Origin of the sequence: Promicromonospora sp. MS192, from assembly GCF_049532985.1 — a bacterium.
GTDB lineage: Bacteria > Actinomycetota > Actinomycetes > Actinomycetales > Cellulomonadaceae > Promicromonospora.
Genome location: NZ_CP186693.1, coordinates 504,069 through 529,232 on the forward strand (window position 1 = coordinate 504,069; position 25,164 = coordinate 529,232).

At 74.7% G+C, this 25,164-nt stretch carries 28 protein-coding genes, 1 tRNA gene, 1 pseudogene and 1 riboswitch; of the genes and pseudogenes, 11 read left to right on the forward strand and 19 right to left on the reverse strand.

The window, feature by feature from the left end; all coding sequences use genetic code 11:
* Positions 1 to 3: 3 nt before the first annotated feature.
* Positions 4 to 963 carry a zinc-binding dehydrogenase gene (locus ACO229_RS02250; protein ID WP_423463594.1) on the reverse strand — a complete coding sequence of 320 codons (960 nt, stop codon included), beginning with the start codon at positions 961 to 963 and terminating at the stop codon, positions 4 to 6.
* A 75-nt stretch (positions 964 to 1,038) separates the two neighbouring features.
* Between ACO229_RS02250 and ACO229_RS02255 the strand changes: the two genes are divergently transcribed.
* Both ACO229_RS02255 and ACO229_RS02260 read left to right on the forward strand, forming a co-directional pair.
* Positions 1,039 to 1,695: a TetR/AcrR family transcriptional regulator gene (locus tag ACO229_RS02255; protein WP_397431799.1), complete on the forward strand. Its 657-nt coding sequence runs from the start codon at positions 1,039 to 1,041 to the stop codon at positions 1,693 to 1,695.
* A 57-nt stretch (positions 1,696 to 1,752) separates the two neighbouring features.
* The gene (locus ACO229_RS02260; RefSeq protein ID WP_423463595.1) at positions 1,753 to 2,520 is read left to right on the forward strand and encodes a DUF899 family protein; all 768 of its coding nucleotides are present in this window, start codon (positions 1,753 to 1,755) and stop codon (positions 2,518 to 2,520) included.
* 7 nt (positions 2,521 to 2,527) lie between these two features.
* Here ACO229_RS02260 and ACO229_RS02265 read toward each other — a convergent pair whose 3' ends face one another.
* Entirely contained in the window at positions 2,528 to 3,688 is a 1,161-nt protein-coding gene (locus ACO229_RS02265; RefSeq protein WP_423463596.1) for an ROK family protein, read from the reverse strand.
* Between the two features lie 43 nt (positions 3,689 to 3,731).
* Complete coding sequence (locus ACO229_RS02270; protein ID WP_397431804.1) at positions 3,732 to 4,940, reverse strand: MFS transporter; 1,209 nt, start codon at positions 4,938 to 4,940, stop codon at positions 3,732 to 3,734.
* A gap of 59 nt (positions 4,941 to 4,999) precedes the next feature.
* On the opposite strand from ACO229_RS02270, the gene ACO229_RS02275 reads away from it, so the two are divergent.
* The 3 genes from ACO229_RS02275 to ACO229_RS02285 are packed head-to-tail and all read left to right on the forward strand — an operon-like array spanning position 5,000 to position 7,326.
* On the forward strand, positions 5,000 to 5,581 hold the full coding sequence (locus ACO229_RS02275) for a sugar O-acetyltransferase (RefSeq protein WP_397431805.1): 582 nt from the start codon (positions 5,000 to 5,002) through the stop codon (positions 5,579 to 5,581).
* 17 nt (positions 5,582 to 5,598) lie between these two features.
* On the forward strand, positions 5,599 to 6,150 hold the full coding sequence (locus tag ACO229_RS02280; protein ID WP_397410893.1) for a TetR/AcrR family transcriptional regulator: 552 nt from the start codon (positions 5,599 to 5,601) through the stop codon (positions 6,148 to 6,150).
* A 57-nt stretch (positions 6,151 to 6,207) separates the two neighbouring features.
* A complete protein-coding gene (locus ACO229_RS02285; RefSeq protein ID WP_423463597.1) occupies positions 6,208 to 7,326 on the forward strand; it encodes an NAD(P)-binding domain-containing protein in 1,119 nt (372 codons plus the stop codon).
* 184 nt (positions 7,327 to 7,510) lie between these two features.
* Here ACO229_RS02285 and ACO229_RS02290 read toward each other — a convergent pair whose 3' ends face one another.
* A complete protein-coding gene (locus ACO229_RS02290) occupies positions 7,511 to 8,161 on the reverse strand; it encodes a DUF1345 domain-containing protein (RefSeq protein WP_397410889.1) in 651 nt (216 codons plus the stop codon).
* A gap of 76 nt (positions 8,162 to 8,237) precedes the next feature.
* A riboswitch (guanidine-III (ykkC-III) riboswitch) is annotated at positions 8,238 to 8,301 on the forward strand.
* Between the two features lie 11 nt (positions 8,302 to 8,312).
* Here ACO229_RS02290 and ACO229_RS02295 point away from each other — a divergent pair.
* Both ACO229_RS02295 and ACO229_RS02300 read left to right on the forward strand, forming a co-directional pair.
* Positions 8,313 to 8,627, forward strand: a complete 315-nt coding sequence (locus ACO229_RS02295) for a DMT family transporter (RefSeq protein WP_423463598.1) — start codon at positions 8,313 to 8,315, stop codon at positions 8,625 to 8,627.
* A 40-nt stretch (positions 8,628 to 8,667) separates the two neighbouring features.
* On the forward strand, positions 8,668 to 9,585 hold the full coding sequence (locus tag ACO229_RS02300; RefSeq protein WP_423463599.1) for an alpha/beta fold hydrolase: 918 nt from the start codon (positions 8,668 to 8,670) through the stop codon (positions 9,583 to 9,585).
* Here the strand turns inward: ACO229_RS02300 and ACO229_RS02305 are convergent.
* The 4 genes from ACO229_RS02305 to ACO229_RS02320 are packed head-to-tail and all read right to left on the reverse strand — an operon-like array spanning position 9,567 to position 13,682.
* Positions 9,567 to 10,442, reverse strand: coding sequence for a GntR family transcriptional regulator (locus ACO229_RS02305; RefSeq protein ID WP_397431811.1), 876 nt, complete (start codon positions 10,440 to 10,442; stop codon positions 9,567 to 9,569). The genes ACO229_RS02300 and ACO229_RS02305 overlap by 19 nt on opposite strands.
* A 2-nt stretch (positions 10,443 to 10,444) precedes the next feature.
* The gene (gene pdxA, locus ACO229_RS02310; protein WP_423463600.1) at positions 10,445 to 11,476 is read right to left on the reverse strand and encodes a 4-hydroxythreonine-4-phosphate dehydrogenase PdxA; all 1,032 of its coding nucleotides are present in this window, start codon (positions 11,474 to 11,476) and stop codon (positions 10,445 to 10,447) included.
* Positions 11,473 to 12,690: a four-carbon acid sugar kinase family protein gene (locus ACO229_RS02315; protein ID WP_397431813.1), complete on the reverse strand. Its 1,218-nt coding sequence runs from the start codon at positions 12,688 to 12,690 to the stop codon at positions 11,473 to 11,475. The genes pdxA and ACO229_RS02315 overlap by 4 nt, the downstream gene beginning before the upstream one ends.
* On the reverse strand, positions 12,687 to 13,682 hold the full coding sequence (locus ACO229_RS02320; RefSeq protein ID WP_397410877.1) for a 2-keto-3-deoxygluconate permease: 996 nt from the start codon (positions 13,680 to 13,682) through the stop codon (positions 12,687 to 12,689). Before ACO229_RS02320 ends, ACO229_RS02315 begins: the two co-directional genes overlap by 4 nt.
* 167 nt (positions 13,683 to 13,849) lie before the next feature.
* Here ACO229_RS02320 and ACO229_RS02325 point away from each other — a divergent pair, with 167 nt between their 5' ends.
* A complete protein-coding gene (locus ACO229_RS02325) occupies positions 13,850 to 15,001 on the forward strand; it encodes a VanZ family protein (RefSeq protein ID WP_423463601.1) in 1,152 nt (383 codons plus the stop codon).
* Between the two features lie 4 nt (positions 15,002 to 15,005).
* On the opposite strand, the gene ACO229_RS02330 is transcribed toward ACO229_RS02325, so the two are convergent.
* The 8 genes from ACO229_RS02330 to idi are packed head-to-tail and all read right to left on the reverse strand — an operon-like array spanning position 15,006 to position 21,858.
* Positions 15,006 to 16,352 carry a TIGR01777 family oxidoreductase gene (locus tag ACO229_RS02330; RefSeq protein WP_423463602.1) on the reverse strand — a complete coding sequence of 449 codons (1,347 nt, stop codon included), beginning with the start codon at positions 16,350 to 16,352 and terminating at the stop codon, positions 15,006 to 15,008.
* The gene (locus ACO229_RS02335; protein ID WP_423463603.1) at positions 16,349 to 17,218 is read right to left on the reverse strand and encodes a prenyltransferase; all 870 of its coding nucleotides are present in this window, start codon (positions 17,216 to 17,218) and stop codon (positions 16,349 to 16,351) included. Before ACO229_RS02335 ends, ACO229_RS02330 begins: the two co-directional genes overlap by 4 nt.
* Positions 17,208 to 17,513 carry a lycopene cyclase domain-containing protein gene (locus ACO229_RS02340; RefSeq protein ID WP_423463604.1) on the reverse strand — a complete coding sequence of 102 codons (306 nt, stop codon included), beginning with the start codon at positions 17,511 to 17,513 and terminating at the stop codon, positions 17,208 to 17,210. The genes ACO229_RS02335 and ACO229_RS02340 overlap by 11 nt, the downstream gene beginning before the upstream one ends.
* Positions 17,510 to 17,836: a lycopene cyclase domain-containing protein gene (locus ACO229_RS02345; protein ID WP_397431819.1), complete on the reverse strand. Its 327-nt coding sequence runs from the start codon at positions 17,834 to 17,836 to the stop codon at positions 17,510 to 17,512. The genes ACO229_RS02340 and ACO229_RS02345 overlap by 4 nt, the downstream gene beginning before the upstream one ends.
* Positions 17,833 to 19,383 (reverse strand): phytoene desaturase family protein, encoded by a 1,551-nt coding sequence (crtI, locus tag ACO229_RS02350; protein WP_423463605.1) that lies wholly within the window; start codon positions 19,381 to 19,383, stop codon positions 17,833 to 17,835. Before crtI ends, ACO229_RS02345 begins: the two co-directional genes overlap by 4 nt.
* Positions 19,380 to 20,261: a phytoene/squalene synthase family protein gene (locus ACO229_RS02355; RefSeq protein WP_423463606.1), complete on the reverse strand. Its 882-nt coding sequence runs from the start codon at positions 20,259 to 20,261 to the stop codon at positions 19,380 to 19,382. Before ACO229_RS02355 ends, crtI begins: the two co-directional genes overlap by 4 nt.
* Entirely contained in the window at positions 20,258 to 21,316 is a 1,059-nt protein-coding gene (locus ACO229_RS02360; RefSeq protein ID WP_423463607.1) for a polyprenyl synthetase family protein, read from the reverse strand. The genes ACO229_RS02355 and ACO229_RS02360 overlap by 4 nt, the downstream gene beginning before the upstream one ends.
* A complete protein-coding gene (gene idi / locus ACO229_RS02365; RefSeq protein WP_423463608.1) occupies positions 21,313 to 21,858 on the reverse strand; it encodes an isopentenyl-diphosphate Delta-isomerase in 546 nt (181 codons plus the stop codon). The genes ACO229_RS02360 and idi overlap by 4 nt, the downstream gene beginning before the upstream one ends.
* 77 nt (positions 21,859 to 21,935) lie before the next feature.
* Here idi and ACO229_RS02370 point away from each other — a divergent pair, with 77 nt between their 5' ends.
* Positions 21,936 to 22,502: a MarR family winged helix-turn-helix transcriptional regulator gene (locus ACO229_RS02370; protein WP_423463609.1), complete on the forward strand. Its 567-nt coding sequence runs from the start codon at positions 21,936 to 21,938 to the stop codon at positions 22,500 to 22,502.
* A 132-nt stretch (positions 22,503 to 22,634) separates the two neighbouring features.
* Here ACO229_RS02370 and ACO229_RS02375 read toward each other — a convergent pair whose 3' ends face one another.
* Positions 22,635 to 23,012, reverse strand: coding sequence for a VOC family protein (locus tag ACO229_RS02375; RefSeq protein ID WP_423463610.1), 378 nt, complete (start codon positions 23,010 to 23,012; stop codon positions 22,635 to 22,637).
* Positions 23,013 to 23,096: 84 nt separating this feature from the next.
* Between ACO229_RS02375 and ACO229_RS02380 the strand changes: the two genes are divergently transcribed.
* A complete protein-coding gene (locus ACO229_RS02380) occupies positions 23,097 to 23,675 on the forward strand; it encodes a DapH/DapD/GlmU-related protein (protein ID WP_423463611.1) in 579 nt (192 codons plus the stop codon).
* A 9-nt stretch (positions 23,676 to 23,684) separates the two neighbouring features.
* Here ACO229_RS02380 and ACO229_RS02385 read toward each other — a convergent pair.
* Positions 23,685 to 23,934 (reverse strand): annotated as a pseudogene (locus ACO229_RS02385) (hypothetical protein).
* Positions 23,935 to 24,008: 74 nt separating this feature from the next.
* Between ACO229_RS02385 and ACO229_RS02390 the strand changes: the two are divergent.
* Complete coding sequence (locus ACO229_RS02390) at positions 24,009 to 24,920, forward strand: ATP-grasp domain-containing protein (RefSeq protein WP_423463612.1); 912 nt, start codon at positions 24,009 to 24,011, stop codon at positions 24,918 to 24,920.
* Between the two features lie 44 nt (positions 24,921 to 24,964).
* On the opposite strand, the gene ACO229_RS02395 is transcribed toward ACO229_RS02390, so the two are convergent.
* Positions 24,965 to 25,040: transfer RNA gene (locus tag ACO229_RS02395), tRNA-Asn, on the reverse strand.
* Positions 25,041 to 25,164: the final 124 nt, after the last annotated feature.

Here is a 25,164-nt window from a genome sequence, read left to right on the forward strand (position 1 = left end):
CCGTCACGGCACCAGCACCACCCTCCCGAACACCACCCCGTCGTCCATGAGCTGGTGCGCCGTCGAGGCCTGGTCCAGCGGCAGCACGTCGTGCACCACCGCGTGCAGGTCACCGCGGGCCGCCGCGGCGAGCTGCTCCGCCCGGACGGCGTTCCGGGCCGGCACCGGCACGGTGTCCAGGCTGAACGTCGCGAACGAGAGCGAGCGCCGGAACGAGCCGATCAGCCGCTCCCCGAAGTCGGCGGGCGGCATGCCGGCGATCGCACCGACCACGACCATCCGTCCGTTCGGTGCGAGCCGGTCGATGAACTCCGGGATGTCCGGGCCGCCGACGATGTCCACGATCACGTCGTAGGCGGCGGGGGAGTCCGGGCCCGCGCCGGACCGGTCGAGCACATGGGTGGCGCCGAACCCCCGCAGCCGCTCACCCCGATCGGCCGACGACGTCGTCACCGCCACCGCGCTCGCCCCGCCCTGGACGGCGAGCTCCACGGCCGCGACGCCGATGCTCCCGGCCGCACCCCGCACGAGCACCGACTCCCCGGGCGCGAGGTGTGCGTGCGCCAGCGCGAAGTGCGCCACCGGCCCCGAGCTCCCCAGCGTCACCGCGTCGACGGGCGAGAGGCCCGCGGGCAGCGGGGTCACGTCGTCCACCGCCGCCACCGCCTGCTCGGCGTAGCCGCCGCCCAGGCCGGTGAACGCCCAGACGCGGCGGCCCACCCAGGAGTCGTCTACCCCGGCGCCGACGGCCGTGACCGTGCCCGCCACCTCGCTGCCGGGGATCAGGCCGGGCTCGAAGCCCATGCTGCCGATCGTTCCCCGCCGGATGACGGCGTCGACACCGCCCACGCCGATCGCCTCGATCGTCACGGCCATCTGACCGGGTCCGGGGACGGGCTCCGGGGCCTCGCCGACCGTCATGCCGCTCGCGTCGCCGAACCGTTCGATCCGTACTGCTCGCATCGTTCTCTCCTTGCTCGTTGCGCTACCGTGGCGACGCTAACGGACGCCTGCGTCCGGTTGGAGAAAGTGAGAGACATGGCTGAGACAGTGCCCCACAAGCTGCGTTCCGACGCTCAGGACAACCGCGACAGGATCCTGGCGGCCGCCCGGTCGCTGTACGCCGAGCACGGGCTCGAGGTGACCATGCGGCAGGTCGCCCGCCGCGCCGGCGTCGGGCCCGCCACCCTGTACCGCCGGTTCCCGGCACGGCAGGTGCTCCTGGAGGCGGTGTTCGCGGACGAGCTGCGAGCGTGCCGCAGCATCGTGGCCGAGGGCAGCGCCGACCCCGACCCGTGGCGCGGGCTGACCTCGGTGGTCGAGCGGATCAGCGTGCTGAACGTCGGGAACCAGGGGTTCGTCGACGCCTTCATGGGGGAGTACCCGCGGGCCGACGCGTTCACCGAGCACCGCACCGAGATGCTGGCGATGCTCGGGGGACTGGCGCGCCGAGCCCAGGCCTCCGGGCAGCTGCGTGCCGACTTCGTGCTCGACGACCTCGTGCTCGTCCTGCTGGCGGGCCGGGGGCTGGCCGCGACGCCGTCGGCCCGCACCGTCGTGGCGGCGCGCCGCTTCGCGGCCCTGGCCGTCGAGGCGTTCCGCGCGTCCGGGGCGAACGAGCCGCTGCCGCGCCCGGCGTCGCTGGCCGGACACCTGGCGCGTACCGGTGAGGACCTCCGGGTCGGGGGCCGATGAGTCCGGCACGGGCTCGTCGTCGGTCAGGGTGACGCAGGAACGAGACAGGAGCCCGACATGACCGAGAACCCCACCGTCACCAGGCCCGCCCGCCCCCGGGTCGTCGACCGGGCCGCGTGGCAGGCGGCGCGCGACGACCTGCTGGAGCAGGAGAAGGCCCACACCCGCGCGGGCGACGAGCTCGCCGCCGCCCGCCGCCGGCTGCCGATGACCCAGGTCGACGGGACGGCCCGGGTGGTCGGGGCGGACGGCGCCGTGCCGTTCGTCGACCTGTTCCAGGGGCGCGACGAGCTCGTGGTCTACCAGCACATGTGGCACGACGGCGAGCCCGTCGCCGGTCAGTGCCCGGGCTGCACCGTCAACGCCTGGCACATCCAGCGGTCGGCCCCCTACCTGGCGGCGCGCGGTGTCTCGTTCGCGATGCTGACCGAGGGGCCCTGGGCGGAGGTCGCCCCGTTCCTCGAGTTCATGGGCTACACCGAGCCCTGGTACTCGGTCCGCGGCCTGGAGGCGCCGATCGGCGTCGACATGGGGCACATCGCGTGCTTCCTGCGCGACGGCGACCACGTGTACCTCACCTACCGGACCACGGGCCGTGGCAACGAGCCCGCCGCGGGCATCTTCGGGCTGCTCGACATGACGCCGTACGGCCGGGGCGAGGCCTGGGAGGACGTGCCGGACGGATGGCCGCAGGGCCGGGAGTCGTGCTGGTACTGGGCCACCGACGCCGACGGCAACGCCACCTGGGGGCCGACCCGGCGCCCCGTGCCCCAGTGGGACCGACCGGGCGCCACGCCGGTCGAGGCCTCGGAGCACCGGCACTGAGTGCCCGTCACGACCGCCCGAAGTGCGTCACGAAGTGCTCGACGGAGCACGCCGCCGCGCCGCGCGCCCAGTCCACGAACCGCAGCGGACGCAGCTCGATGCCCGACTTCGCCGCCGACCCGAAGGCGCGCTCCTCGAACGCCTGACGCACGTGGGGGTCCATGACGTCGTAGTCGCTGCCGAGGGCCTCGCCCGTGATGAGGATGTGCTGGGCGCCCAGCAGGTTCGCGATCGTGGCGATGCCGGTGCCGATGGCGCGGCCGGCGTCGGTGAGCACGCGGACGGCGTCGGGCTGGCCGGCGCGCGCGAGCTCCGCGACCTCGCCGACGCTCGCCGCGCGCAGCCCGGCGTCGGCCACGCGGGACAGGATGGCCGCGGATCCCGCGATCGCCTCGACGCACCCGCGGTTGCCGCAGTGGCACAGCGGACCCTCGGGGTCCACGAGCACGTGCCCCACCTCGCCGGCCACGCCGAAGCTGCCGTGCACCACCTGACCGTTGACCAGCAGCGCGCACCCGATGCCGGTGCCGACCGTGACGAGCGCGAGCGAGGACAGGCCCCGGCCCACGCCGTACCAGCGCTCACCCGTGAGCAGCGCGCGCACGTCGTTCTCCACCGTGGTGGTCAGCCCCGTGCGGCGGGCCACCTGCTCCCCGAGGGGCACGTCGCGCCAGCCCAGGAACGGTGAGTAGGCCACGTGGCCCGTCGCGGCGTCGACGTCGCCCGAGACCGCCAGGCCGATGCCGCCCACCTCGGGCCGGCCCTCCCGCAGCCGCGTGGCGAGCTCCGCGACCTGGTCGACGACCGCCTCGGGGCGCAGGTCGGGGACGGGCACCGTGACCTCGTCCAGCACCTGGCAGCGCAGGTCGGCCACGACGCCGAACATCTGGTCGGCCGTGATCTTGACGCCGATCACCTGGTGCGCCCCCGCCCGCACCGTCACCATCGTGGCGGGCCGGCCCAGGGCGCCCTCGCTGGACACCCGGTCGCCCGACTCGTCCAGCAGGCCCGCCTCCAGCAGCGGCCGCACGGCGCGGGTGATGGCACCCGGGGTCAGGCCGGTGTCACCGGCCAGGGCGGTGCGCGAGGCGTCTCCGGACATGACGAGCTGCTGGAAGACACGCGTCGCCGCCGGGCTCAGCGCCGGTGCCTGTGGTCTCGCTGGCATGACCCGACCCTAGCCCTCACCACCCACACCGGTGCGGCTGCCGTCAGCGGCGGGGCATCCGGCGAGCCAGGACCGGGGACAGGACCGCGACCAGCACACCCGCGACCGGCACCACGAGCAGGCCGGTGCGCAGCCCGACGGCGTCGGCGACCAGGCCGACCAGCGGCGGGGAGAGCAGGAAGCCGAGCCGCAGCAGCCAGGACACGATGGTCAGGCCGGTGCCGGGGCGCAGGCCGGGCAGCTCGTCGGCCTCGTGCATGGCGGCGGGGATGAGCGTCGCGCAGCCGAGACCCGCGGCGGCGAACCCCGCGATCGTGCCCGGCACCGTGGGCCAGGCCAGCGCCAGCCCCATGCCCAGCGCGATGACGACGCCGCCGGCGCAGGCGACGGTGCGCTGCCCGAACCGGTCGACGAGCCGGTCGCCCAGCAGCCGCCCCACGGTCTGGGCGCCCACCAGTGCCACGTACCCGGTGGCGGCCAGCGCTGCCGGGGCACCGAGCCCGGAGGAGAGGTAGAGGGTCGCCCAGGAGCTGCCCGCGTCCTCCACGAGGGCGCCGCCGATGCCGATGAGGACGAGCGCCGCGAGGATCGCCACGGTGCGCACGCTCAGGCCGACGCCGCGCGCACCGGCGCCCGCGGGACCGTGCGCGTCGTCGGCCGCGTCGTCGTCGGCGCCCCGCAGGCGGAACCGGAACGCCACGAGCGCCACGACGGCGAAGATCGCCAGCGAGATGCCGAGGTGCACGTCCAGCGGCAGGCCGGCCGCGATGGCCGCGGCGGCCATGGACCCGCCCAGCACGGCGCCGATGGACCACACGGCGTGGAAGCCGTTGATGATCGACCGCCCGTACCGGCGCTGCACGCGCAGCCCGTGACTGTTCTGCGCGACGTCCGTGACCGAGTCCGACGCCCCGCCGAGGAACAGCGCGGCCACCAGGAGCGCGAACGTCGGCGAGAGCCCCGCCGCCAGCGTGCCCGTGCCCGTCAGGATGGTGCCGACCACGGCGACGCGCGCCGAGCCGAACCGGCGCACCATCCAGCCCGCGGCGAGACCCGAGGCGATCGCCCCGGCCGGGAAGGCCGCGACGGCCAGGCCGTAGGAGGCGTTGTCCAGGTCGAGCGCTGCCTTGATCTCCGGCAGGCGGGGCACCAGGTTGGCGTACAGGGCGCCGTTGGTCAGGAACAGCGCGCCGACGGCGGCACGGGCGCGGCGGACGGCGAGCTCTGGACGGTCGCCCGGGGCAAGAGACATGCGCACGAGCGTACCCCGCGATGCGTACGATCGTACACATCGGTGGGTACGCTGTGCCCATGGCTCACGACTACTTCGCCGGCGACCCGCGGACCAACCACGAACGCATGGTCGCCGGGGACCTCTACATCGCCGACGACCCCGAGATCGAGCGCCGTGCCCGGCGCGCCGTGGCGCTCGCGGACGCCTACCACCGCGCCGTGGTGGCGGACGACGCCGGTGCCCGCGGCCTGCTCGCCGAGCTGCTCGGCACCCTGGGGGAGGAGGCCTTCGTGAAGCCGCCCCTGTTCGTGGACTACGGCGAGAACATCCACATCGGCCCGCGCACCTTCGCCAACTACAACCTGACCGCGCTGGACGTCGCGCCCATCACCATCGGCGCAGACTGCCAGATCGGCCCGGGAGTCCAGCTCCTGACGCCCACCCATCCGGTGGAGCCGGGCCCGCGCCGCGACAAGCTGGAGGCCGCGCTGCCGATCACGATCGGCGACAACGTCTGGCTCGGCGGCGGCGTCGTCGTGTGCCCCGGCGTGTCCATCGGGGACAACACCGTGGTGGGCGCGGGGGCGGTCGTGACGCGGGACCTGCCGGCGAACGTCGTCGCCGTGGGGAACCCGGCCCGCGTCGTCCGCGAGATCTGACCGGGCCCGGCCGCGAGATGACGGGACGACGGCACGACCCCGGCCGCAGGGACCACATCATCGACGCCTGCCTGGACCTGGTCGCGGAGGTGGGCGTCGCCGGCGTCTCGCACCGCAAGGTGGCGGCCGCGGCGGACGTGCCGCTCGGCTCGATGACCTACCACTTCACCGGCATGGACGAGCTGCTGCGCGAGGCGTTCGGCCGGTTCGCGCGGAGCGTCAGCGACGGGTTCGAGCAGCGGATGAGCGCTGCCACCGACCTGCCGAGCGCCCGGGCGGCCGTGGTCGCGATCATCACGCGGGACGTCTTCGGCACCCAGCGTGACCTCGTGCTGACCCACGAGCTCTACACGCTCGCGTCCCGCGAACCCGCCTACCGGGAGCTGACCAACGCGTGGATGGCACGCTCCCGGGCGGCCCTGGAACGGCACTTCGACCCGGTCACCGCGCGCATGCTCGACGCGCTGATCGAGGGCCTGACGATCCACCGTGCCCTGGACACCGAGGCGCCCCGCCCGGACACGGTGACGGAGGCGGTGCGCCGCATCACCACGCCGGCGCCCGCCTGATCGGTCACATCGGGTGGCTCGCCGGAACATCTGCCCGGGAGCGGTGTTGGGGCTGGTGTGGGCGAGACGAGACGGGTGACCGTGGTGGTGGTCGGGGGCGGGCAGGCCGGGCTGTCGGCGGCGTACCACCTGCAGCGCCGGGGCTTCGCGAGCGTGCTGGACCAGCCGGACGGCGAGCGCACGTACGTGGTCCTGGACGCCAACCCGGCACCGGGCGGTGCGTGGCAGCACCGCTGGGAGTCGCTGCGGATGGCGACCGTCAACGGCATCTTCGACCTGCCCGGGCTGGCCCAGCCCGCCGTGGACAGCAGCGAGGCCAGCCGGGACGCCGTCCCGCGCTACTTCGCCGGCTACGAGCGGGCGTTCGACCTGCCGGTCCTGCGGCCGGTCCAGGTCGTGGCGGTGCACCGGGCGGACGACGACCCCGACGGCGACCTGGTGGTGACGACCGACCGCGGGTCCTGGACCACGCGGTTCGTCATCAACGCGACCGGCACGTGGACCAACCCGGTGCTGCCGCGCTACCCGGGGCAGGACACGTTCGTCGGGCGCCAGCTCCACACCCGCGACTACGTGCGGGCCGAAGACTTCGCGGGGCAGCGGGTGGCCGTGGTGGGGGGCGGGATCTCGGCGATCCAGCTCCTGGAGGAGATCTCCCGCGTGGCCACCACGCGCTGGTACACCCGGCGGGAGCCGGTGTTCCGGGACGGTGAGTTCACCCCCGAGACGGTGGGCCGCGAGACGATCGCCAAGGTCATGGCCGACGTCGCCGCGGGCCGGCCCACCGGCAGCGTCGTGTCGTACACGGGGTTGATCTGGACGCCGTACGCGGTGGCCGCCAAGGCGCGCGGGGCCCTGGAGCGCCGCCCCATGTTCACGGCGATCGAGCCGATGGGCGTGCGGGAGGCGGACGGTTCGTTCACGCCCGTCGACACCATCCTGTGGGCCACCGGGTTCAAGGCCGACCTGACGCACCTGGACCCGCTCGGGCTGCGGGGCGAGCTGGGCGGCATCGCCCTGGAGGGCACGCAGGTGGCGGCCGAGCCACGGGTCCACCTCATCGGCTTCGGCCCCTCCCAGTCGACGGTCGGGGCCAACCGCGCGGGGCGCGAGGCGGTGTCGGCGGTGGTGCGCCGGCTCGGGGCGCCGGTGGGCAGCCGGAGCGTGGGTGGGTGATCGTAGGCTCCCGGCCGTGGCCGATGAGCGCGGTTCCGGGGAGCGCTGCGGCCGCCGGGGGGTCCGGGGCAACACAGGGGGGGCGCAGGTGTGTTGCGCAGCGTAGACAACGTCTACCGTCGGCAACGCAGCTGGGCGGGGCACCTTCCCGGGACACCGTTCGGAGCCGCCTGCCCGGCCGTGCTCAGGCGTTCGCCAGACCCGCGACGAGGTTGATCAGCAGCGCCACCACGACCGTGCCGAACAAGTAGGCCAGCAGCGCGTGCACCTGGGCGATGCGGCGCATCCCCGAGGAGGCCAGGTCGGTGTCCGAGACCGCGAAGCTCATCCCGACGGTGACCGCCAGGTAGGTGAAGTCGGTGTACCGTGGCGGCTCGCTCTGGTGGAAGTCGATGCCGCCCGCGGGCTCGGAGTAGTAGGCGCGGGCGTAGTGCAGCGCGAAGACGGTGTGCACGCAGGCCCATGAGACCACGACGGCGGCCAGCACGGCGCCCATGGTGACGGTGCCCTCGCCGAGCCCGCCGCCCACGAGCGCCACCGCCACGCCGCCCAGGCTCGCGACGGCGGCGAGCAGCACGATCAGGTTCGCGATGGTCCGGGTCGGCTCCTCGCGCACGGCGTGCTCGCTGGTCGCGGCGGGGTCCATGGGCACGATCACCAGCACGGTCCAGCCCACGAACACGAGGCCCGCCCCGGCCCAGCCGCCGAGCACGGCGGCGACCGCGGAGTCCCACGCGAGCAGCCAGCCGAGCAGCACGCCCACCAGGAGGGCGACACCGATCCGCAGCCCGTGCGGGCCGTCCAGCACCTGGCTCACCTGCCGTGTCGCCGTCATGCCGGACAGTCAACCAGCAGCCCCCGTGGTGAGCAGCGCCACCACCCGCACCGGCGCCGGGTGTGCGAACATGGCGGCAGAGCCCCAGAGGGTTCCCGGACGAGGGTTGCCGTACCCGGTGTGCGACAAGACGGCATCGAAGGAGCACACCATGTCCTGGATCGTCCTCGTCGTCTCCGGTCTCCTCGAGGCCGTCTGGGCCACCGCGCTGAGCCGCTCCGAAGGGTTCAGCCACGTCGGCCCCACCATCGTCTTCGGCCTCGCGCTCGTCGCGAGCATGGGCGGGCTCGCGTTCGCGCTGCTGGAGCTGCCGGTAGGCACCGCGTACGCCGTCTGGGTGGGCATCGGCGCCGCTACCACCGTCGTCTGGGCGATGGTCACCGGCGCCGAACCCGTCTCCGTGGTCCGGGTGCTGCTCATCGCCGGGCTCATCGGCTGCGTCATCGGGCTCAAGCTGACGCACTGACCGCGGGCGGTCCGTCCCGACCGGCGCGACAATGGCTGAGGTGACCGACCTCGACACCTGGACACCGACGACCTTCGCCCGCAACGGCGAGGTCGAGCTCGCCTACGACCGGTTCGGCCAGGGTGGCGACGTACCCCTCCTGCTCATGATGGGCCTGGCCATCTCCCGGTTCTGGTGGCCGGACGGGCTCTGCCGGGCGTTCGCCGACCAGGGGTTCGACGTGGTCCGCTACGACCAGCGGGACGCGGGGGAGTCCACCCGGTTCGGCACCCCCCGCCAGAGGGGCCCGTGGAGCGGGCTGTTCGCCGGCGAGCCCGCGCCGTACACCGCGGAGGACGTCGTGGACGACGCCGCCGCCGTGCTCGACGCCGTCGGCATGGACCGGGCGGTCGTGCTCGGGCACTCGCTGGGCGGCATCGCGGCGCAGCGGTTCGCGCTGCGTCATCCCGGGCGGGTCCTCGCCCTGGTGTCGTGCGACGCCCCGCCCAGCGACGCCGAGGGGTACGCCGCGCTGCGGTACGTGCGTCCCGGGCTGCTCGCCCGGATGGTGACCCGGCGGTTCCCGCCGGGGCGGGAGGGCGACGTCGCCGCGTCGCTCGCGGTCGCGAAGAGCATGGCCTCACCCGCCAACCCGTGCGACGAGACCGCGGCCCGGGACCGGATCGAGCGGGGTCTGGACCGGGGCCCGCGGGACACGCGCGCGCTGGGTCGCCAGCTCCGGGCGCGGTGGCGCGGGCCTGCGCTGCGTGACGTCGCCGTGCCGACGCTCGTCCTGCACGGCGAGGACGACCCGCTGATCCGGACGTCCGCCGCACGTGCCGTGGCGCGGGCGGTCCCGGGCGCCAAGCTGGTGCTGCTCGACGGGATCGGGCACGACCTGCCGCCCGCGTGCTGGGCGACGGTGGCTCAGGAGACCCGGAGGCTCGTGGAGCCGCGCGGTCAGTCCCGCGTCGCCTGATCGTCGAGCGCCAGCTCCCGCGCGAGGTCCAGCATCTCGCGACCCAGGGCGTCGAGCCGGGCGCGGAGGTCCGGCGTGCCGCCCGCCGGCGCGGGCCGGCCCGCCGGGGCGGGCAGGGTGCCGGGCCCCGGGATGTCGGGCTCGCTGATCACCGCGATGTCGAACACCACCCGGTCGGCCCGGTGCCAGGTGCGGAACACCTCGACGGCCCGGGCGGACCCGTCGGTGCTGGTCCCCTCCAGGAGGAGCACCGGCGCGCCGACCGGGACCCGGAGGGCCTCGGCGGTGTCGGTGTCGGCCCCGACGGCGCGGACCTGGCGCTGCCCGGCCACGACGCGCGTGCCGAACCGGCGCTGGATGGTCGCGTGCAGGGAGGCGTCGGTCAGCTCCTCGGCGCTCAGGTCCCCGAACTCGGCGGGCAGCCAGGTCTCGATGACGGCCAGCGGCTCGCCGTCGGTGCTGCGCAGGCGGCGCATCCGCAGCACGGTGGGAGAGCCGAGCACGCCGGTGGCCTCGGAGGCCGGCTCGGGGCCGAGCTCCAGGACCTGGGTGCTGACGTGCACCCCGCCGTCCTCCACCTGGGTGGAGAGACCCGGGACGCGCTGCACCAGGCGGTGCAGCTCCCCGCGCTCCCGGACGGTGGTGCCGCGCCCGCGGCGGCGCTCCACCAGCCCCTCCTGCTCCAGCGAGGCCAGCGCCTGGCGCACCACGGAGCGCGAGACGCCGTAGCGTTCCTGGAGCTCGGCCTCGGTGGGCACGTGGGCGCCGGGTGCGAGCGCGCGGCCCAGGATCTGGGCGCGCAGCTCGCCCGCGAGCCGCCGGTGCAGGGGCGTGCCGTCGGGGCCGGGAAGGGTCATGGTCAGCTCGCGCTCTTCTGCGCCGTCTGCCAGACGTGGTCCCAGCCGGGCGCGAGCTCGGCGGCCCGCTCGATCGCCAGCACGAGGCTGGCCTCGCGGGCGATGCCCTGGCCGGCGATGTCGAACGCCGTGCCGTGGTCCACCGAGACGCGCACGACGGGCAGGCCCACGGTGATGTTCACGCCGTCGTCGCCGTACACGGCCTTGAACGGGGCGTGGCCCTGGTCGTGGTAGCAGGCGACCACCATGTTCCACTTCCCCTTGACGGCGGCGGGGATGAGCGCGTCGGCCGGGAGCGGGCCGTGGGCGTTGATGCCCCGGGCCCGGGCGGCCTTGACCGCGGGCGCCAGCACGTCGGCGTCCTCGTCGCCGAACAGCCGGTTCTCGCCGGCGTGCGGGTTCAGGCCGGCCAGCCCGATGGGCTCGTCCGGGCGGCCCAGGGCGGCGGTGAACGCGCCGGCCAGGTCGAGCACGTCGCGGGTGCGCTCGGGCGTCACGTCGTCGATCGCCTGCCGCAGCGACACGTGCGTGGTCAGGTGGAAGAAGTAGAGGTCGCCCGCGGAGAGCACGAGGCTGAAGTTCTTGACGCCGAACTCGTGCGCGAGCAGCTCGGTGTGTCCGGGCCACTTGTGCCCGCCGGCGTGCATCGCGGCCTTGTTCAGCGGCGGGGTGACGATGCCGTCGACCAGGCCCTCGCGGGCCAGGCGGCACGCCTCGACGACGAACCGGTAGGCGCCGTCGCCGGCCGCGGGGCTGAGCTCCCCGAGGGGCACGTCGCCGAGCGACGGGCCGGTCTGGAGCAGCTCGATGGTGCCCGGCGCGTTGGTGGCCTCGGCCGGGGTGGCGATGACGTGCACCGCGGCCGGGTCGCCGCCGATGGCCGAGACGGCACGGCGCATCGCGTCGGCGTCGCCCACGACCACCGGGACGCAGCGCGCGCGCAGGTCGTCGTGGCCGAGCAGGGCCTTGGCGGTGATCTCCGGGCCGATGCCGGCGACGTCGCCCAGGGTGACGGCGAGGGTGGGGATGCTCAAGGGTTTACCTCCTGGTGGGAAGAGTACGATCTCAGGTTCTCGAGGACGTCGACGACGGTCCGGGCGGTGCCGAAACCACCGGCCTTGGTCACGACCGCGGTGCCGTCGAGGGGGCCGCCCTCGATGTGCCCGAGCGGTACGCCCTCGGCCACCGAGCCGACGACCCGCACGCTGCGGGCACCGAGCCGGGCGAGGACGGCGCGGGCGCCGTCGCCGCCCATGAGGACGAGGGCGTCGGGGCGGGAGCTGGTCGCGACGGCGGCGGTGAGCTCGGCCAGGGCGTGCGCCGCCCGGGCGGCGTGCTCGCGGCCGGTGCCGGTGGGTTCCGGGGTCCGGACCAGGACCGTGCGGGGCTGGCCGACCCCGGGCGCCGCCGTGCGCGGGTCGGCGTCCGCGGTGTGCACCTGCGTGCCCGGTTCGGCGCGGACCAGCTCGTCCGCCTGCCGCAGGGACACCTCGTGCAGCGAGCTGAGCACCACCAGCACCCGCTCGGCGCCGGTCCGGGGCGGTTCGGGTGCCGCGGTGCCGTCGCCCCAGCGCGGGGCGAGCGCCGCCGCGAGGCCCGCCGAGCCGACGGGCACCGCCAGCGGCCCGAGCAGCGCGACCGCCTCGGCCAGCGCGCCCAGGTCCGCGTCCTCGGTGGCGTCCACGACCACGGTGCCCCCGTCCCGGCCGGCGTCGGCCAGGCGGACGGCGAGGTCCTTCGCGTCGCCGTCGGACGGCACCCGGACGGCACCGGGCAGGAGCCTGGTCAGGTCGCTCTCGCGGACCGGCGTGACCGGGTCGCGCCCGGCCGCCGTCCCGGCGACGGGCGTGCCGTCCACGAGCAGCACGCCCTCACGCACGGTGCGCCCGAGCGCGGGATAGCTCGGGCAGACGACGGCGAACGCCGCCGGGTGCTGGGCGCGCCACGCGGTCAGCGCGCCGGCGACCTGCCCGGTCACGCTGCCGCGCATCGTCGAGTCGATCTTCACGTAGAGCCGGCCGGCCCCGGCGGACACCAGCCCGCGCACGGCACCGGCGGTCGCGCGGGCGGCGGCGTCGTCGTCGAGGGGGCGGGCGTCGGTGACGACGGCGACCGCCGTCCGCTCGCCCGCGGGCGGCCGGGTGCCCAGCACGAGGTGGCTGCGCCACCCGGCGCGGGCGAACTGCACCACGCAGTCGCCCGCTCCGGTGAGGTCGTCAGCGACGACCCCGACGGTGTCCTGGCTCATGCGGTGCCCCGCCCCTCGCCGTGCCCGTCGCCGGCCGGGACCGCCACGGGCTCGGCGTCGTCCGCCGGGGCGAGGCCGCCCTGGCGCTTGAGCACGATGGTGGCCAGGAGCGGGGCGAGGATCGCGCTGACCAGGACGGCCGAGGCGACCTGCGCCGTGGCGACCGCCACGTACGGCTCGAACGACGGGTCCACGCCACCGATGATCGCGGGCGTGGCGACGGCGTTGCCGGCCGTGGTCGCGGAGGCGATGGCGATGCCGGACCGCACCCCGCGCCGCAGGATGAACCGGTAGCCCGCGTAGGTCAGGGCGGCGGTCAGCAGCACCGCGAAGACGCCCACGAGGATGCCGCTCGCACCGCCGGTCACCACGTCGCGCAGGTCGATCCCGGTGCCCAGGGCGAACGCGAAGAACGGGATCACGATGTTCGGCACCGGCCGCATGATCTCGGTCCAGCGCGGGTCGAGGTTGCCGACCACGAAGCCGAGCAGCAGCGGGATGATCGCGGCGAGGAACGCCGTCAGGGGGATGTCCGCCAGGCCGGAGGCACCGAGGAACAGCATCGAGATGAACGGGCCGTCGTTCAGGGCCGAGGCCATGTAGGCGCCGCGGTCCCGCTCGTCACCGTACTTGCCGGTGAACGCGAGCCAGAGGCCGCCGTTGCTGTTGTCGACCGTGGCCATGAGCGCCAGGATCGACACCCCGAGGAAACCCTCGATCCCGAAGAAGTGACCGGCCAGCGCCACCAGCGCCGCCGGGATCAGGGACTTGGTCAGCAGCAGCGTGCCCGTCGCGGCCAGCACGGGGCCCGACGTGCGGGCCGTGATCTGCATGCCCGTGGCGAAGATGAGCACCGCGATGAGCGGCAGCGCCGAGTCCTTGAACAGGGCGGTCGTGAAGGAGCCGAGCTCCAGGAAGCCCGGGAAGAAGGTGCCCACGACCGAGCCGAGCACGAGCGGCACGAGCATCAGCCCGCCCGGGATCCTGTTCATCCAGTCGTAGAGGGGGACGGGTGACTTCGGTGAGTGCCCGGCATCCATGGCGAACCTCTCGTTCGTACGCCGCCCGCGATGGCGGCGTAATTGTTAGGACAAGAAAGTACGGACGAAGTTACGCCACTGCGCGAGCGCGAGCAAGTCCCGGCCCGTAGCGTGACCGGGTGACCGACGTGTGGACCTGGCCGGCCCGAGTGGGCGTACTCCTCGGGACCGGCCTCTTCGTCGCCCTCCTCGTGCCGATCCTCGTGGTCCAGGTACGGCGGTACGGGGCCATCAACCTGGTCCGGCTCGTCGGCGCCGCGGCGCTCGCGGTCTACGGCACCGCGCTGCTGGCCTACACCCTGCTCCCCCTGCCCAGCGGCGACCTGGCCGCATGGTGCGCCCAGTACGGGTACGACGGCGCCCAGCTCCGCCCGCTCCAGATCGTCGCCGACGTCCGCGAGCGCACGGCCGGCATGTCCCTCGGTGCGGCGGTCCGGGACATCTCGGTGCTGCAGGGCGTCCTCAACGTCGTCCTGTTCGTGCCCTGGGGCATCCTGGTGCGCCGCTACCTGGGCTGGGGACTGCTCGCCTCCGCGGCATCGGCGCTGGCGGCGTCCCTGCTCATCGAGACGGTTCAGTACACCGGTATCTTCGGCGTCGTCCCCTGCTCCTACCGCCTGGCCGACGTCGACGACCTGCTCACCAACACCCTCGGCGGCGTGCTCGGGGCGCTCGTGGCGCCCTGGGTGCTGCGCTGGATGCCCGGGGCGCGCGCCCTGGCCGCCACCCGCGGCGAACCGCGACCCGTGACGGTCTGGCGGCGCTGGCTCGGCATGCTGGTCGACGCCGCCGCGTACAGCGTGCTGGGCGGCGTCCTGGCCATGGGCTGGGGCCTGGCGTCCTACCTCACGGTGGGCACCATCCCGGCGGACACGCCCCTGCTGTGGCTGGGCACCAGCGTGCTGGCCTGGGTGCTCGTCTTCGGCCTGCCGCTGGTCACCGGCGGGGGCGAGTCGCTGGGCCAGCGCACCGTCTGGCTCGCCGTCGTCCCGCCCGACGGCGGCGCGCGGCTCGGGGCCGGGGCCCGCCTGCGGCGCGGGCTCGCCGGGGGAGCGCTCTGGGGCCTGCTGCAGACCCTCGCCGACGCCGCCACGATGCTCGACGTCGGCGGGCTCACCTGGGCGGACGGCCTCAGCTCGCTGGTCGCCACCGTGCTGGTGGTCGCGGTCCTGTTCAGTGCCGGACGGCGCGGGCTCTCCGGGCGGGTGGCGCCCTACCGGCTCGTGGACGCGCGGTCCCCGGAACCCGCCGCGGCCGTCACGGCCCGCTGAGCCGTCAGTCCTGCCCGACCCGGCCCAGCAGGTGCCGCAGGGCAGGCTCCAGCAGCGGGTGCCGGAACCGGTGGCCCGCCGCGAGCAGGGCGGCGGGGTAGACCTGCTGGCTCGCCTCCGCGAGCTCGGCCGCGCCCTGGCGGCCCAGCAGCAGGCGGGGTCCCGCGCCGGGCACGGGCACCAGGGCGGGCCGCCGCAGCACCCGCGCGAGCGTGGCGGCGTAGGCGTCGTCGCGCACCGGGTGCGGCGCGACGGCGTTGACCGGCCCGGACAGCGCGACGTCGTACAGGGCACGGTGGTAGACGTCCACCAGGTCGTCGATGCCGATCCAGGACCGCCAGGCCCGCCCGTCACCCAGCCGGCCGCCCAGCCCGGACGTGAACAGCGGGCGGTACAGGCGCAGCGTGCCGCCGCGCGGGGACTGCACCAGCCCCGTGCGCACGCTGACCACCCGCAGGCCGGCGTCGGCGGCGCTCGCGGCGGCCTGCTCCCAGTCGGCGACCACGTCGGCGAGGAAGCCGTCGCCGCGCGGGCTGCCCTCGGTGAGCTCCTCGTCGCCGCCGTCGGGACCGTAGTACCCGATCGCGGAAGCGGTCACCAGCACGGACGGCCCGTCCGTGGTGCGCGCCGCCAGCTCCGCCAGGGCGCGCGTGGGGCCGATCCGGGAGTCGCGGACGGCGGCGCGGTGCTCGGCCGTGAACCGGCCGGCGATCGACGCGCCGGCCAGGTGGACCACGGCGTCCACGCCACGCAGCAGGTCCTCGGCGGGGGTGTGCGGGTCCCAGTGCCGTTCGTCCGGGCCGTGCGGGGTGCCGCGCACGAGCCGGACCACCCGGTGGCCCGCGGTGGTGAGGAACGGGGTGAGGGCGCTGCCCACGAGGCCGTGGCTACCCGTCATCGCGACGACCAGCGGCCGGTCGCCCGCCTCCCGGGCCGTGGCCTGCGCCGCCAGGTCCAGCCCGAGCTGCCGGTGCCGGTAGGCGAACATCGGGCGCAGCAGAGCCTCGGGTACGTCGGTGTCCACGGTGTCCGTGACGCGGGTGCGCGCCCCCTCGTCGCGGAAGTCGTGCGTGTGGCGCCACCGCACGGCCCAGCTCAGGGGCGGCGAGACCAGCTCGTCCACGAACCGCCGCGGCGGGTCGTACGCCGAGTGCCGGGCCACCCAGCGCAGGCCGAGCGGCAGGCCGAGCACGGCCTCGCCGTCGGCCAGGGACGTCGCCTCCCGCAGCACGCGCACGGGCTGCCACGGGGGCGTGAGGCGCTCGATGGCCCCCGGTCGCTGGTGCCAGGTGAAGACCTCGGGTCGTGGGTGCCCCACGACGCCGGAGAAGGTGTGCGGTTCCTTGGTCACGAGAACACTCCGTCCCGGAGGGCGTAGCCGATGAGGATCATGGTCACGGCGGTGCCGACGGCGTAGTTGACCCACAGGAAGTGCCGCCAGCCGCCGTTCGCCCGGGCGGAGTCCTCGTCGCGCACCCGCGCGTAGGGGAGCGCCAGGGCGAGATAGGGGAGCACCAGCAGCCCGGCCAGCGCGCCGGGCAGGCCGACCGTCGCGACCAGCACGCCGGCAGCGCACCAGGCCAGCAGGGCCAGGCGCACCGTGCGGGCCGCGCCCAGCGCCGTCGCCACGGAGGCGATGCCGGCCGCGCGGTCGGGGACGACGTCCTGCACCGCCCCGAAGGCGTGGCTCGCCATGCCCCACAGCAGGAACGCGCCGAGCACCGCGAGCGTCCCGGCGGTGGGGGCGGCGCCGGCCAGCGCGAGGCCGTAGACCGCCGGGCTCACGAAGTGCACGCTGGAGGTGAGCGAGTCCAGCACGGGCACCTCCTTGAACCGGAACGGCGGGGCGGAGTAGGCCACCAGGGCGAAGAGGCTGACGGCGAGCGCCGCCCAGGAGGCCGGCGGGCCGAGCAGCACCAGGGCCACGACGAACGGCGCGCAGCTCACGACGGAGGCCACCAGCACGGGCCGGTGCCGGCGCGGGGTCAGGAGGGCTCCCTCGACACCGCCCTTGCGCGGGTTGGTGAGGTCGGAGGCGTAGTCGAAGACGTCGTTGATCCCGTACAGCGCCAGGTTGTACGGCACGAGGAAGAACACGGTGCCCACGACCAGGGCGACGTCCACCCGGCCGGCGGTCAGCAGGTAGGCCGCGGCGAAGGGGTAGGCGGTGTTGATCCAGCTCAGGGGGCGCGAGGCGCGCACCAGGTCAGCGAGCACGGCCACCTCCCAGCAGCGACCACAGGGCGGGCAGCAGCACCACGGCGGCCAGCGGGTAGGAGAAGTCCTCGACCGGCACGAGCCCGAGCCGCAGGCCGGAGACGTGCTCGCCCGCGTAGGTGAACAGTCCGGCGGCGATCATCGCGGCGTCGAACACGGCGGTGAGCACCAGCAGCGCGCCCGCGGCGAGCGCGAGCGCACGCCATCCGGCGGTGGGGGCACCCGCGCGGCGGGCCACGACGGCGACCGCGGCGGCCAGGACCAGGAAGCCGGCGGCGAGCAGCACGTAGGTCATCGGGTGCGCTCCGTCCGGGTCAGGAGCCGCTGGGCGCCGAGCACGAGCACCATGGTCAGCTCGCACAGGAACGCGAGGAACACGAGCTCCTCCAGGGGGAGCTGCGGGGCGAGCAGGATGCCGGTCTGGTAGGGCCCCGGGCCGTGGAGGAACACGCCCAGGGCGATGCCCGTCAGGTCCCAGGCCAGGAAGAACGCCGTTCCCAGGACGAGGACGGCGGCGGCGCGCAAGGGGTCCCGCCAGAGGAAGAGGCCGAACCGCCGGTCGACCGCCAGCACTCCGGCCGCGGACACGAGCAGGGCGACGAGGTAGGCGAGGCTCACGGCACCTCCAGCGGTCCCGCGCTGGTGTCCCCGCGCAGGCGCTTGACCACGAGCTCCGCGCTGATCAGGCACATGGGCAGGCCGATCCCGGGGATGGTGGTGGCGCCCGCGTACAGCAGGTTCGCCACCCGCGGGGACGCGTTCGGACCCCGGAACACCGCGCTCTGGCGCAACGTGTGGCCGGGGCCGAGCGCGCCGCCGCGCCAGGCGCCGAAGTCCCGCTCGAAGTCGGCGGGCCCGATGGTGCGCCGCAGCACCACGCGCTCGGTGAGGTCGGGCGTGCCCGTCCACGACGCGATCTGGGCGATCGCCTGGTCCACGACGCGTTCCACGCCCACGTCCCCGGCCCCGTCCACGCCGCCGGCGCCGATCGTGGTGTCCGCCGGTGCGGGCACCAGCACGAACAGGTTCTCGTGCCCCAGCGGGGCCACATCGTCGGTGGCGCTCGGGCGGCACACGTACAGCGACGCCGGTGAGGGCACCCGCGGCGAGTCCCCGAAGATCGCCTCGAAGCCCTGCTGCCAGTCGCGGGCGAACAGGAGCGTGTGGTGGGCCAGGCGGGGCAGCTCGCCGCGCACGCCGAGCAGCGCCAGCACCGCGCCGGGCCCCGGGTCGCGGTGCCGCCACCAGCGGTCGCTGCGGCTGCGGTGCGCCGGGTCGAGCAGGCGGCGCTCGGTGACGTGCAGGTCCGCCGTCGACACCACGACGTCGGCGGCCAGGTGGTAGGTGCCGCCCGTGCCGTCGGCGACCTCGACGCCGGACGCGGCCCCGTCGGCCACCGTGATCCGCTCGACGCGGCGCCCGGTGAGCAGCTTGGCGCCCGCGCGCTCGGCCAGCCGGGCGACGGCGTCGATCACCGCGCCGAACCCGCCCCGCGGGTACAGCACGCCCTGGGTCACGTCGAGGTGGCTCATCAGGTGGTACATGCTCGGCGCCGCCGTGGGCGACGTGCCGAGGAAGACCGCGGGGTAGCCGAGCACGCGGCGCACGCGGTGGTCGGTGGTGTGCCGGCCGATGAAGTGGTCGAGCGGTTCGGCGAGCAGGCGCATCAGCCGCGGGGAGCGCTGGACGAGGTCCTGGTCCAGCAGCGGCCGCAGCGAGGCGTACGTCGCGTAGAGAAACCGTTCGGTGGCGATCCGGTAGGTCTCGCCGGCGGAGTCGAGGTAGGCGCCGAGTCGTGGCGCGGACGCCGGGTCGAGGGCCAGCAGCGCCTCGCGGGCGCCGTCCGCGGGCAGGTCGAAGGGTTCGGCCTCGCCCTCGAACCAGACCCGGTAGGACGGGTCGAGCCGCACGAGGTCGAGCTCGTCGCGGGCGGTGGTGCCCATGAGGCGGAAGAAGTGGTCGAAGACCTCCGGCATGAGGTACCAGGACGGCCCGGTGTCGAACCGGAAGCCGTCGCGCTCCCACCGTCCGGCCCGGCCGCCGAGCTCGTCGCGCGCCTCCAGCAGCGTGACGGACGCGCCCTCGCGGGCCAGCAGGGCCGCGGTGGCCAGCCCGGAGATGCCGCCACCGACCACCACGACGCGCCGGCCGTCCGTGCGGCTCATGTGCGGGCTCCCGCCTGCGCGCCGGCCAGGACGGTCGCCACGATGCGTAGCTTCACCGCGGGCGGCACCGAGACCCGACGGGTCCGCAGCCCCGCGGCAGGAGTGTTCCGCAGCCGTTCGTTGAGCTCGCCGAACAGGCCCGCGGCCAGCGCCGTCGCCCTCCGCGGGCCCGGCGGCAGCAACGGGATGACGGCGCGGGCGGCGGCCAGGTCTGCGTCGATGTCGGCCACGACGGCGGCCTTGCTCGCGTCGTCGAGCACCTCGGGTACCCCGGGAAAGTAGGTCCGGCCCAGGCGGTCCTGGTCGTCGCCGAGGTCGCGCAGGAAGTTGATCTTCTGGAAGGCCGCGCCGAGCCGGCGGGCCCCCTCCTCCAGCCGTGCGCGCACCGCGGGGGTGACGGGTGAGCCGTGCAGGAAGGCACGCAGGCACATGAGGCCGACCACCTCGGCCGAGCCGTGCACGTAGGTGCGGTACTCGTGCTCGCTGAGGGCGGCCACGGGGTCCAGGTCGCGGCGCATCGAGGCGAAGAAGGGCCGCAGCAGCGTCTCGTCGATGCCGACGGTGCGGGCGGTCGCCGCGAAGGCGTGCACCACCACGTTCGCGCTGAACCCGGTGTGCAGTGCCGTGCAGGTCTCGGCCTCCAGGGCGTCCAGCGTGGCCCGGCACTGGGCGGGCGCGAGCCCCGCCTCGTGCGCGGGGCCGTCCACGATCTCGTCGGCCACGCGCACCAGCGCGTAGACGTCCTCGATCATGGCGCGCGTGGTGGGCGGCAGCAGCCGTGTGGCCAGGCTGAACGACGTCGAGTAGGCGGGCAGCACGTGAGCCGCGGCAGCGTGCGCGGTGTCGGAGTAGAGGGCGAGCGAGGAGGACGGTCTCATGAGTCGCGGTCCACGATCCGGTCGGCGAGGTCGGTCAGGTGGTGCCGCAGCGCGGTCGGCAGCGCCGTGCCGCCGATCAGGTCGACGACCTCCCGGCGCCGGCTCTCGACCAGCCGCTCGGTGGCGTCCCGGGCACCGCTGGCGACCAGCGCGGCCCGCAGGGCGTCGGCGTCGTCCGCGTCGAGGTCCGGGGCGCCCCAGCGGTGGCGCACCGCGGTCCAGGCCGGGTGCCCCTCGGCGAACGCCACGAGCAGCGTCCGCTTGCCCTCGCGCAGGTCGCCCGTGGTGCTCTTGCCGGTCCGGCGGGCGTCGCCGAAGACACCGAGCAGGTCGTCCCGGAGCTGGTAGAGCACGCCCAGGGCAGTGCCCACGCGTTCCAGCTCCGCGTCGGCCTGCTCGCCGGCGTCCGCGAGCGCCGCGCCGGCCCGCAGCGGGGCGGCGAAGGAGTAGCCGCCGGTCTTGTCCTCCATCATGCGCACCAGGCCCTCGGGCGTGGCCGGGACGGTGCCCAGCGCGAACGCGACGTCCGCGTGCTCGCCGGCCGCGGCGCGGAACAGGCACTCGTCGACGAGGGCGCTCAGTGCCTCGTACGCCGCGGGGCGCACGCGGGCCAGGAGGGCGTGGGCGGCGCTGAGCAGCAGGTCGCCGCCGAGGATGCCCGAGGCCTCGCCCCAGGCGTCCGCGGTGCGCGGCGGAAGGTCGGCCTGCGCGTCCTGCGTGAACTCGCCGGTCAGGTTGAGGCGGCCTCGCCGGCTCCGGTCCTGGTCCAGCACGTCGTCGTGCAGCAGCAGGGCGGTGTGGAGCAGCTCGAAGGCGGCGCCCGCCACGGCGGCGTCCTGCGGGTGCGGGTCGCCGAAGGCGCGGTGGGTGTCGAGCAGCAGCCGGGGGCGCAGTCGCTTGCCGCCCTCGACGGACCGGGCGAGCCGCCGCCACAGCAGGGCGTACTGCTCGCCGTGCCGGGCGGCGCGGCGCACGCGGTCCTCGAACAGCTCCGCCAGGACCACGTCGACGGCGTCGACGGCGTCGACGGCGTCGCGGGCGAGGGTCCCGGTCATCGCGGTGCCTCCGGGGCGGACGGCGTGTACAGCGGCATCTGCCCGGCCTGGAGCACGAACCACGGCGAGAAGGCCCAGGGTGCCGCCCGCAGCGCGTCGCCGAGGCCGGCGGGGTCCGTCCAGCGGGTCTCCATGACCTCGTCCGGGTGGGGGCGGGGCTCCTGGTCGGTGACCGCGAGGTAGACGGGGCACACCTCGTTCTCGACGATCCCGGACGCGTCCGTGGCGCGGTACCGGAAGTGCGGTAGCACCACGCGGACGTCGCGGACGGTGAGGCCGAGCTCGTCCTGAGCGCGCCGTGCGATCGCGTCCTCGTGGGGCTCGTCCGGCTGCGGGTGGCCGCAGAACGAGTTGGTCCAGACGCCGGGCCAGGTGAGCTTGCCGAGCGCGCGCCGGGTGACCAGCACCTGCCCGGCGGCGTCGAGCACGTGGCAGGAGAACGCCAGGTGCAGGGGTGTGCTCGTGGAGTGCACGAGGCGTTTGAGCTCCGTGCCGACGGGCCTGCCGTCGTCGTCCAGCAGGACGACTCTCTCGGTCACCACGGGTCCTCCTCCGTCGATTTACTAGCCAGGCTATATTCAAGCACAGTAACTATCTATCTAGGGAGGGATATTGTGTCATGAATCCTGAGCCCGGTCCCCAGGACGCGCCCGACCCGTTGATGCTCGACCCCCGGTTCCTCGACCCCCGGTTCCTCGACCCGCACCAGGAGATCGTCCGGCGTGACGGCCTCGACGACCACGACATCGACCAGGTCGTCCGGGTGATGGACGGGCTCCGGCGCTGGCGGGAGACCGAACGCCGGCTCGGCGAGGCCGCCCGCCGTCACATGCGGCTCAGCTCCACCGACATGCGCGCGCTGCGGTACGTCATCGCGCTCACCCACCGCGGCGAGGTCGCGACACCGGGCGCCATCGCCGCGCACCTGGGCATCTCGTCCGCCTCGACCACCAAGATGCTGGACCGGCTGGCCGCCGCGGGACACGTGCGGCGCCTTCCGCACCACACGGACCGGCGCAGCCTCGCCATCGAGGTCACCGAGGAGACCCGCCGGGCCGCGCTGGAGGTCGTCGGCCGTGGTCAGGCGCGGCGGTTCGAGGTGGCCGCGCGCCTCGCGCCCGCGGAGAGGGAGGTGGTGGCCCGGTTCCTGCACGAGCTCGCCGACCTGGGCGAACCGCCGCCCTGACCGGCCGTCAGCCCACGCGGACGAGGGCCTGCGCGCCGGCCGCCCGCACCGGGCGGCGGTCGAACGCAGACCTGGTCGCTCTATGAAGTGTCAGAGTGCGACCAACTCTGCGTTCGCCGGTGGTGCTCGGGGTCAGAGCGGGTCCAGGCGGCGGCGGAGCAGGCAGAACTCGTTGCCCTCCGGGTCGGCCAGCACGTGCCAGGACTCCTCGCCGGTCTGCCCCACGTCGGCCGGGCGCGCCCCGAGGGCCAGCAGCCGCTCCAGCTCGGCGTCCTGGTCGCGGTCCACGGCGTTGATGTCGATGTGGAGGCGCAGCAGCCCGGTGCGCGGCTGGTCGTCGCGGGCCAGGATGATCGTCGGCTGCGCGCCGCCGAACCCCTCCCGCGGCCCGATCTCGATGTCGTCGCCCTCCCGGTCGAGCTCGACGAAGTCCAGCACCTCGCACCAGAACCGCGCGAGAAGCTCGGGGTCACGGCACTTGAGGATGAGCTCGCTGATACGGCTGGCCATGGTCAGGACGTTACCGAGCCCGGCTGGCGGCAGCGAGGTGATTCGCGGGTGCGACGCCGTCCACCGCTGCGCGACAATCGCGGCGTGACCAGCGACCGATTCATGCGCATCCACGACGAGGAGCTCCTGGCCAGGGGCGAACGGGTGCTCGGACCCGAGTTCCGCGCGATGCATCAGCGGGTCATGGAGGTCACGGCCCTGACGTCACGGCTCAACGTGCTCCCGTTCGACGACGAGGACGGCAAGGCGGCACTGTTCGAGCAGATCCTGGGCCGCCCGCTCCCCGCCGGGGTGACCATCTACCCGCCCTTCTTCACCGACCACGGCCTGCGCCTGGACCTGGCCGAGCGCGTGTTCGTCAACCAGGGCTGCACGTTCCTGGACTACGCGGGCATCCGGCTGGGCAGGGGAGTGATGGTCGGCCCGAAGGCCACGTTCATCACGATGGGCCATCCTGTGGACCCGGACGAGCGGCGTGCCTGGCTGACGGGCGCGCCCATCGACATCGCCGAGAACGTGTGGATCGGCGCGGGTGCCACCATCTTGCCGGGCGTGAGCATCGGGCGCGACGCCGTCGTCGCGGCCGGGGCGGTCGTGGCGGACGACGTGCCGGAGGCGAGCCTGGTCACCGGGCCGAAGGGGACGGTGCGGCGGCGATGGTAGCCGGACCGGTCAGTCGACGACGGCCGCGACCGCCTCGAGCTCGACGAGCTGGCCCTCGTACCCGAGCACCGTCACGCCCAGCAGCGTGCTGGGCACGTCGTGCTCCCCGAACGCGTCGCGCACTCGCCCCGTCCTCGTCCAGCGGGCACGCTCCTGCCAGGAAGACGAGGCGGGCGTCCTTCGGCGCGGTCGCGGCGTACGCGTACTCGGCGACGTCGGAGAGGTCAAGGGCGCGGATCAGCTGCACGGCGCTCGGCATGCCTGCATCCTCTCCGGCTGGCGCCCGCACCCCCAACCATTTCTTCCCGGCCGATGGGCCGGTACGGTCCGGGCATGGCCCTGCCGCTGCTCCTGGTTCCGTCCGACCCGCTCACCCCGCGCCTCCCCGACCCGCACTTCAGGCGCGAGGCTGACGCCGCAGACGGCGCGGGCCTGGATGTCGCGGTGATCGACCACGACGCGATCCTCGCGGGGGACGTCCCGGCCGCGGTGCGCCGGGTCCCGAGGTCCGATGCCCCACGGCCCGCGTGGTACCGCGGCTGGATGCTTCCCGCGGCGGCGTACGCGTTGCTCGCCGCCGCGCTGGAGACCAAGGGAGTCCGGCTGCTCACCAACCCGGACGCGTACCGGACCGCGCACGAGCTGCCCGGCTGGTACGACAGGTTCACGAGCCTCACCCCGGCGACCGTCTGGTCGCCCTGGGGGCCGGGTCGCCTGCCGACGGCGGCCGACGTCCGCCCGCTGGTCGAGGCACTCGGCGGGGGACCCGGCGTGGTGAAGGACTACGTGAAGTCCCGCAAGCACGAGTGGTACGAGGCGTGCTACATACCGGAGCTCACGGACGTGGCGGGTGCCACCCGGGTGGTCGCGCGGATGGTCGAGCTGCAGGAGGACGCGCTCGCCGGAGGGATCGTCGTGCGGGCCTTCGAGCAGTTCGAGGCCGACGCCGGTGGTCGCAGCCGGGAGGTGCGTGTCTGGTGGGTCGAGGGTGCGGCGGTCCTGACCACGGCGCACCCCGACGCGGTCTCGGCCGATGCGGAACCGGTGCCGGGCGAGGTGTACGACGCCGTCGGTGCGAGCGTGCAGGCGCTCGGGGCACCGTTCGTGACAACCGACGTCGCGCTCCGCACGGACGGCGCGTGGCGTGTGATCGAGGTCGGGGACGGGCAGGTCAGCGACCTGCCCGCCGGTCAGGATCTGGCGCCGCTGCTGGGGGCGCTGTCCGCAGTGCGGGTGACGCCGTGACCTGGAAACAGCAAGGCCCGGAACCGTTGAGGTTCCGGGCCTGGTGGCTCCCGCGGTTGGACTTGAACCAACGACCGTCCGATTAACAGTCGGATGCTCTGCCAGCTGAGCTACGCGGGATCGCGTTCGCCCGTCCCGTGCACCGGGTGGGCGACCGGTGAAAACTCTAACAGGTTCCGGCGGGTTGTCCTGACGCATTTGTGGTCGACCGGGCAGCGTCCTCGATCACACCCGGCTGCTCGCG

Coding starts and splice junctions, on each gene's coding strand:
- ACO229_RS02250 (WP_423463594.1), bottom strand. CDS start 963: ATGCGAGCAGTACGGATCGAACGGTTCGGCGACGCGAGCGGCATGACG.
- ACO229_RS02255 (WP_397431799.1), top strand. CDS start 1,039: ATGGCTGAGACAGTGCCCCACAAGCTGCGTTCCGACGCTCAGGACAAC.
- ACO229_RS02260 (WP_423463595.1), top strand. CDS start 1,753: ATGACCGAGAACCCCACCGTCACCAGGCCCGCCCGCCCCCGGGTCGTC.
- ACO229_RS02265 (WP_423463596.1), bottom strand. CDS start 3,688: ATGCCAGCGAGACCACAGGCACCGGCGCTGAGCCCGGCGGCGACGCGT.
- ACO229_RS02270 (WP_397431804.1), bottom strand. CDS start 4,940: ATGTCTCTTGCCCCGGGCGACCGTCCAGAGCTCGCCGTCCGCCGCGCC.
- ACO229_RS02275 (WP_397431805.1), top strand. CDS start 5,000: ATGGCTCACGACTACTTCGCCGGCGACCCGCGGACCAACCACGAACGC.
- ACO229_RS02280 (WP_397410893.1), top strand. CDS start 5,599: ATGACGGGACGACGGCACGACCCCGGCCGCAGGGACCACATCATCGAC.
- ACO229_RS02290 (WP_397410889.1), bottom strand. CDS start 8,161: ATGACGGCGACACGGCAGGTGAGCCAGGTGCTGGACGGCCCGCACGGG.
- ACO229_RS02295 (WP_423463598.1), top strand. CDS start 8,313: ATGTCCTGGATCGTCCTCGTCGTCTCCGGTCTCCTCGAGGCCGTCTGG.
- ACO229_RS02305 (WP_397431811.1), bottom strand. CDS start 10,442: ATGACCCTTCCCGGCCCCGACGGCACGCCCCTGCACCGGCGGCTCGCG.
- ACO229_RS02315 (WP_397431813.1), bottom strand. CDS start 12,690: ATGAGCCAGGACACCGTCGGGGTCGTCGCTGACGACCTCACCGGAGCG.
- ACO229_RS02320 (WP_397410877.1), bottom strand. CDS start 13,682: ATGAACAGGATCCCGGGCGGGCTGATGCTCGTGCCGCTCGTGCTCGGC.
- ACO229_RS02340 (WP_423463604.1), bottom strand. CDS start 17,513: ATGACCTACGTGCTGCTCGCCGCCGGCTTCCTGGTCCTGGCCGCCGCG.
- crtI (WP_423463605.1), bottom strand. CDS start 19,383: ATGAGCCGCACGGACGGCCGGCGCGTCGTGGTGGTCGGTGGCGGCATC.
- ACO229_RS02355 (WP_423463606.1), bottom strand. CDS start 20,261: ATGAGACCGTCCTCCTCGCTCGCCCTCTACTCCGACACCGCGCACGCT.
- ACO229_RS02360 (WP_423463607.1), bottom strand. CDS start 21,316: ATGACCGGGACCCTCGCCCGCGACGCCGTCGACGCCGTCGACGCCGTC.
- ACO229_RS02370 (WP_423463609.1), top strand. CDS start 21,936: ATGAATCCTGAGCCCGGTCCCCAGGACGCGCCCGACCCGTTGATGCTC.
- ACO229_RS02375 (WP_423463610.1), bottom strand. CDS start 23,012: ATGGCCAGCCGTATCAGCGAGCTCATCCTCAAGTGCCGTGACCCCGAG.
- ACO229_RS02390 (WP_423463612.1), top strand. CDS start 24,009: ATGGCCCTGCCGCTGCTCCTGGTTCCGTCCGACCCGCTCACCCCGCGC.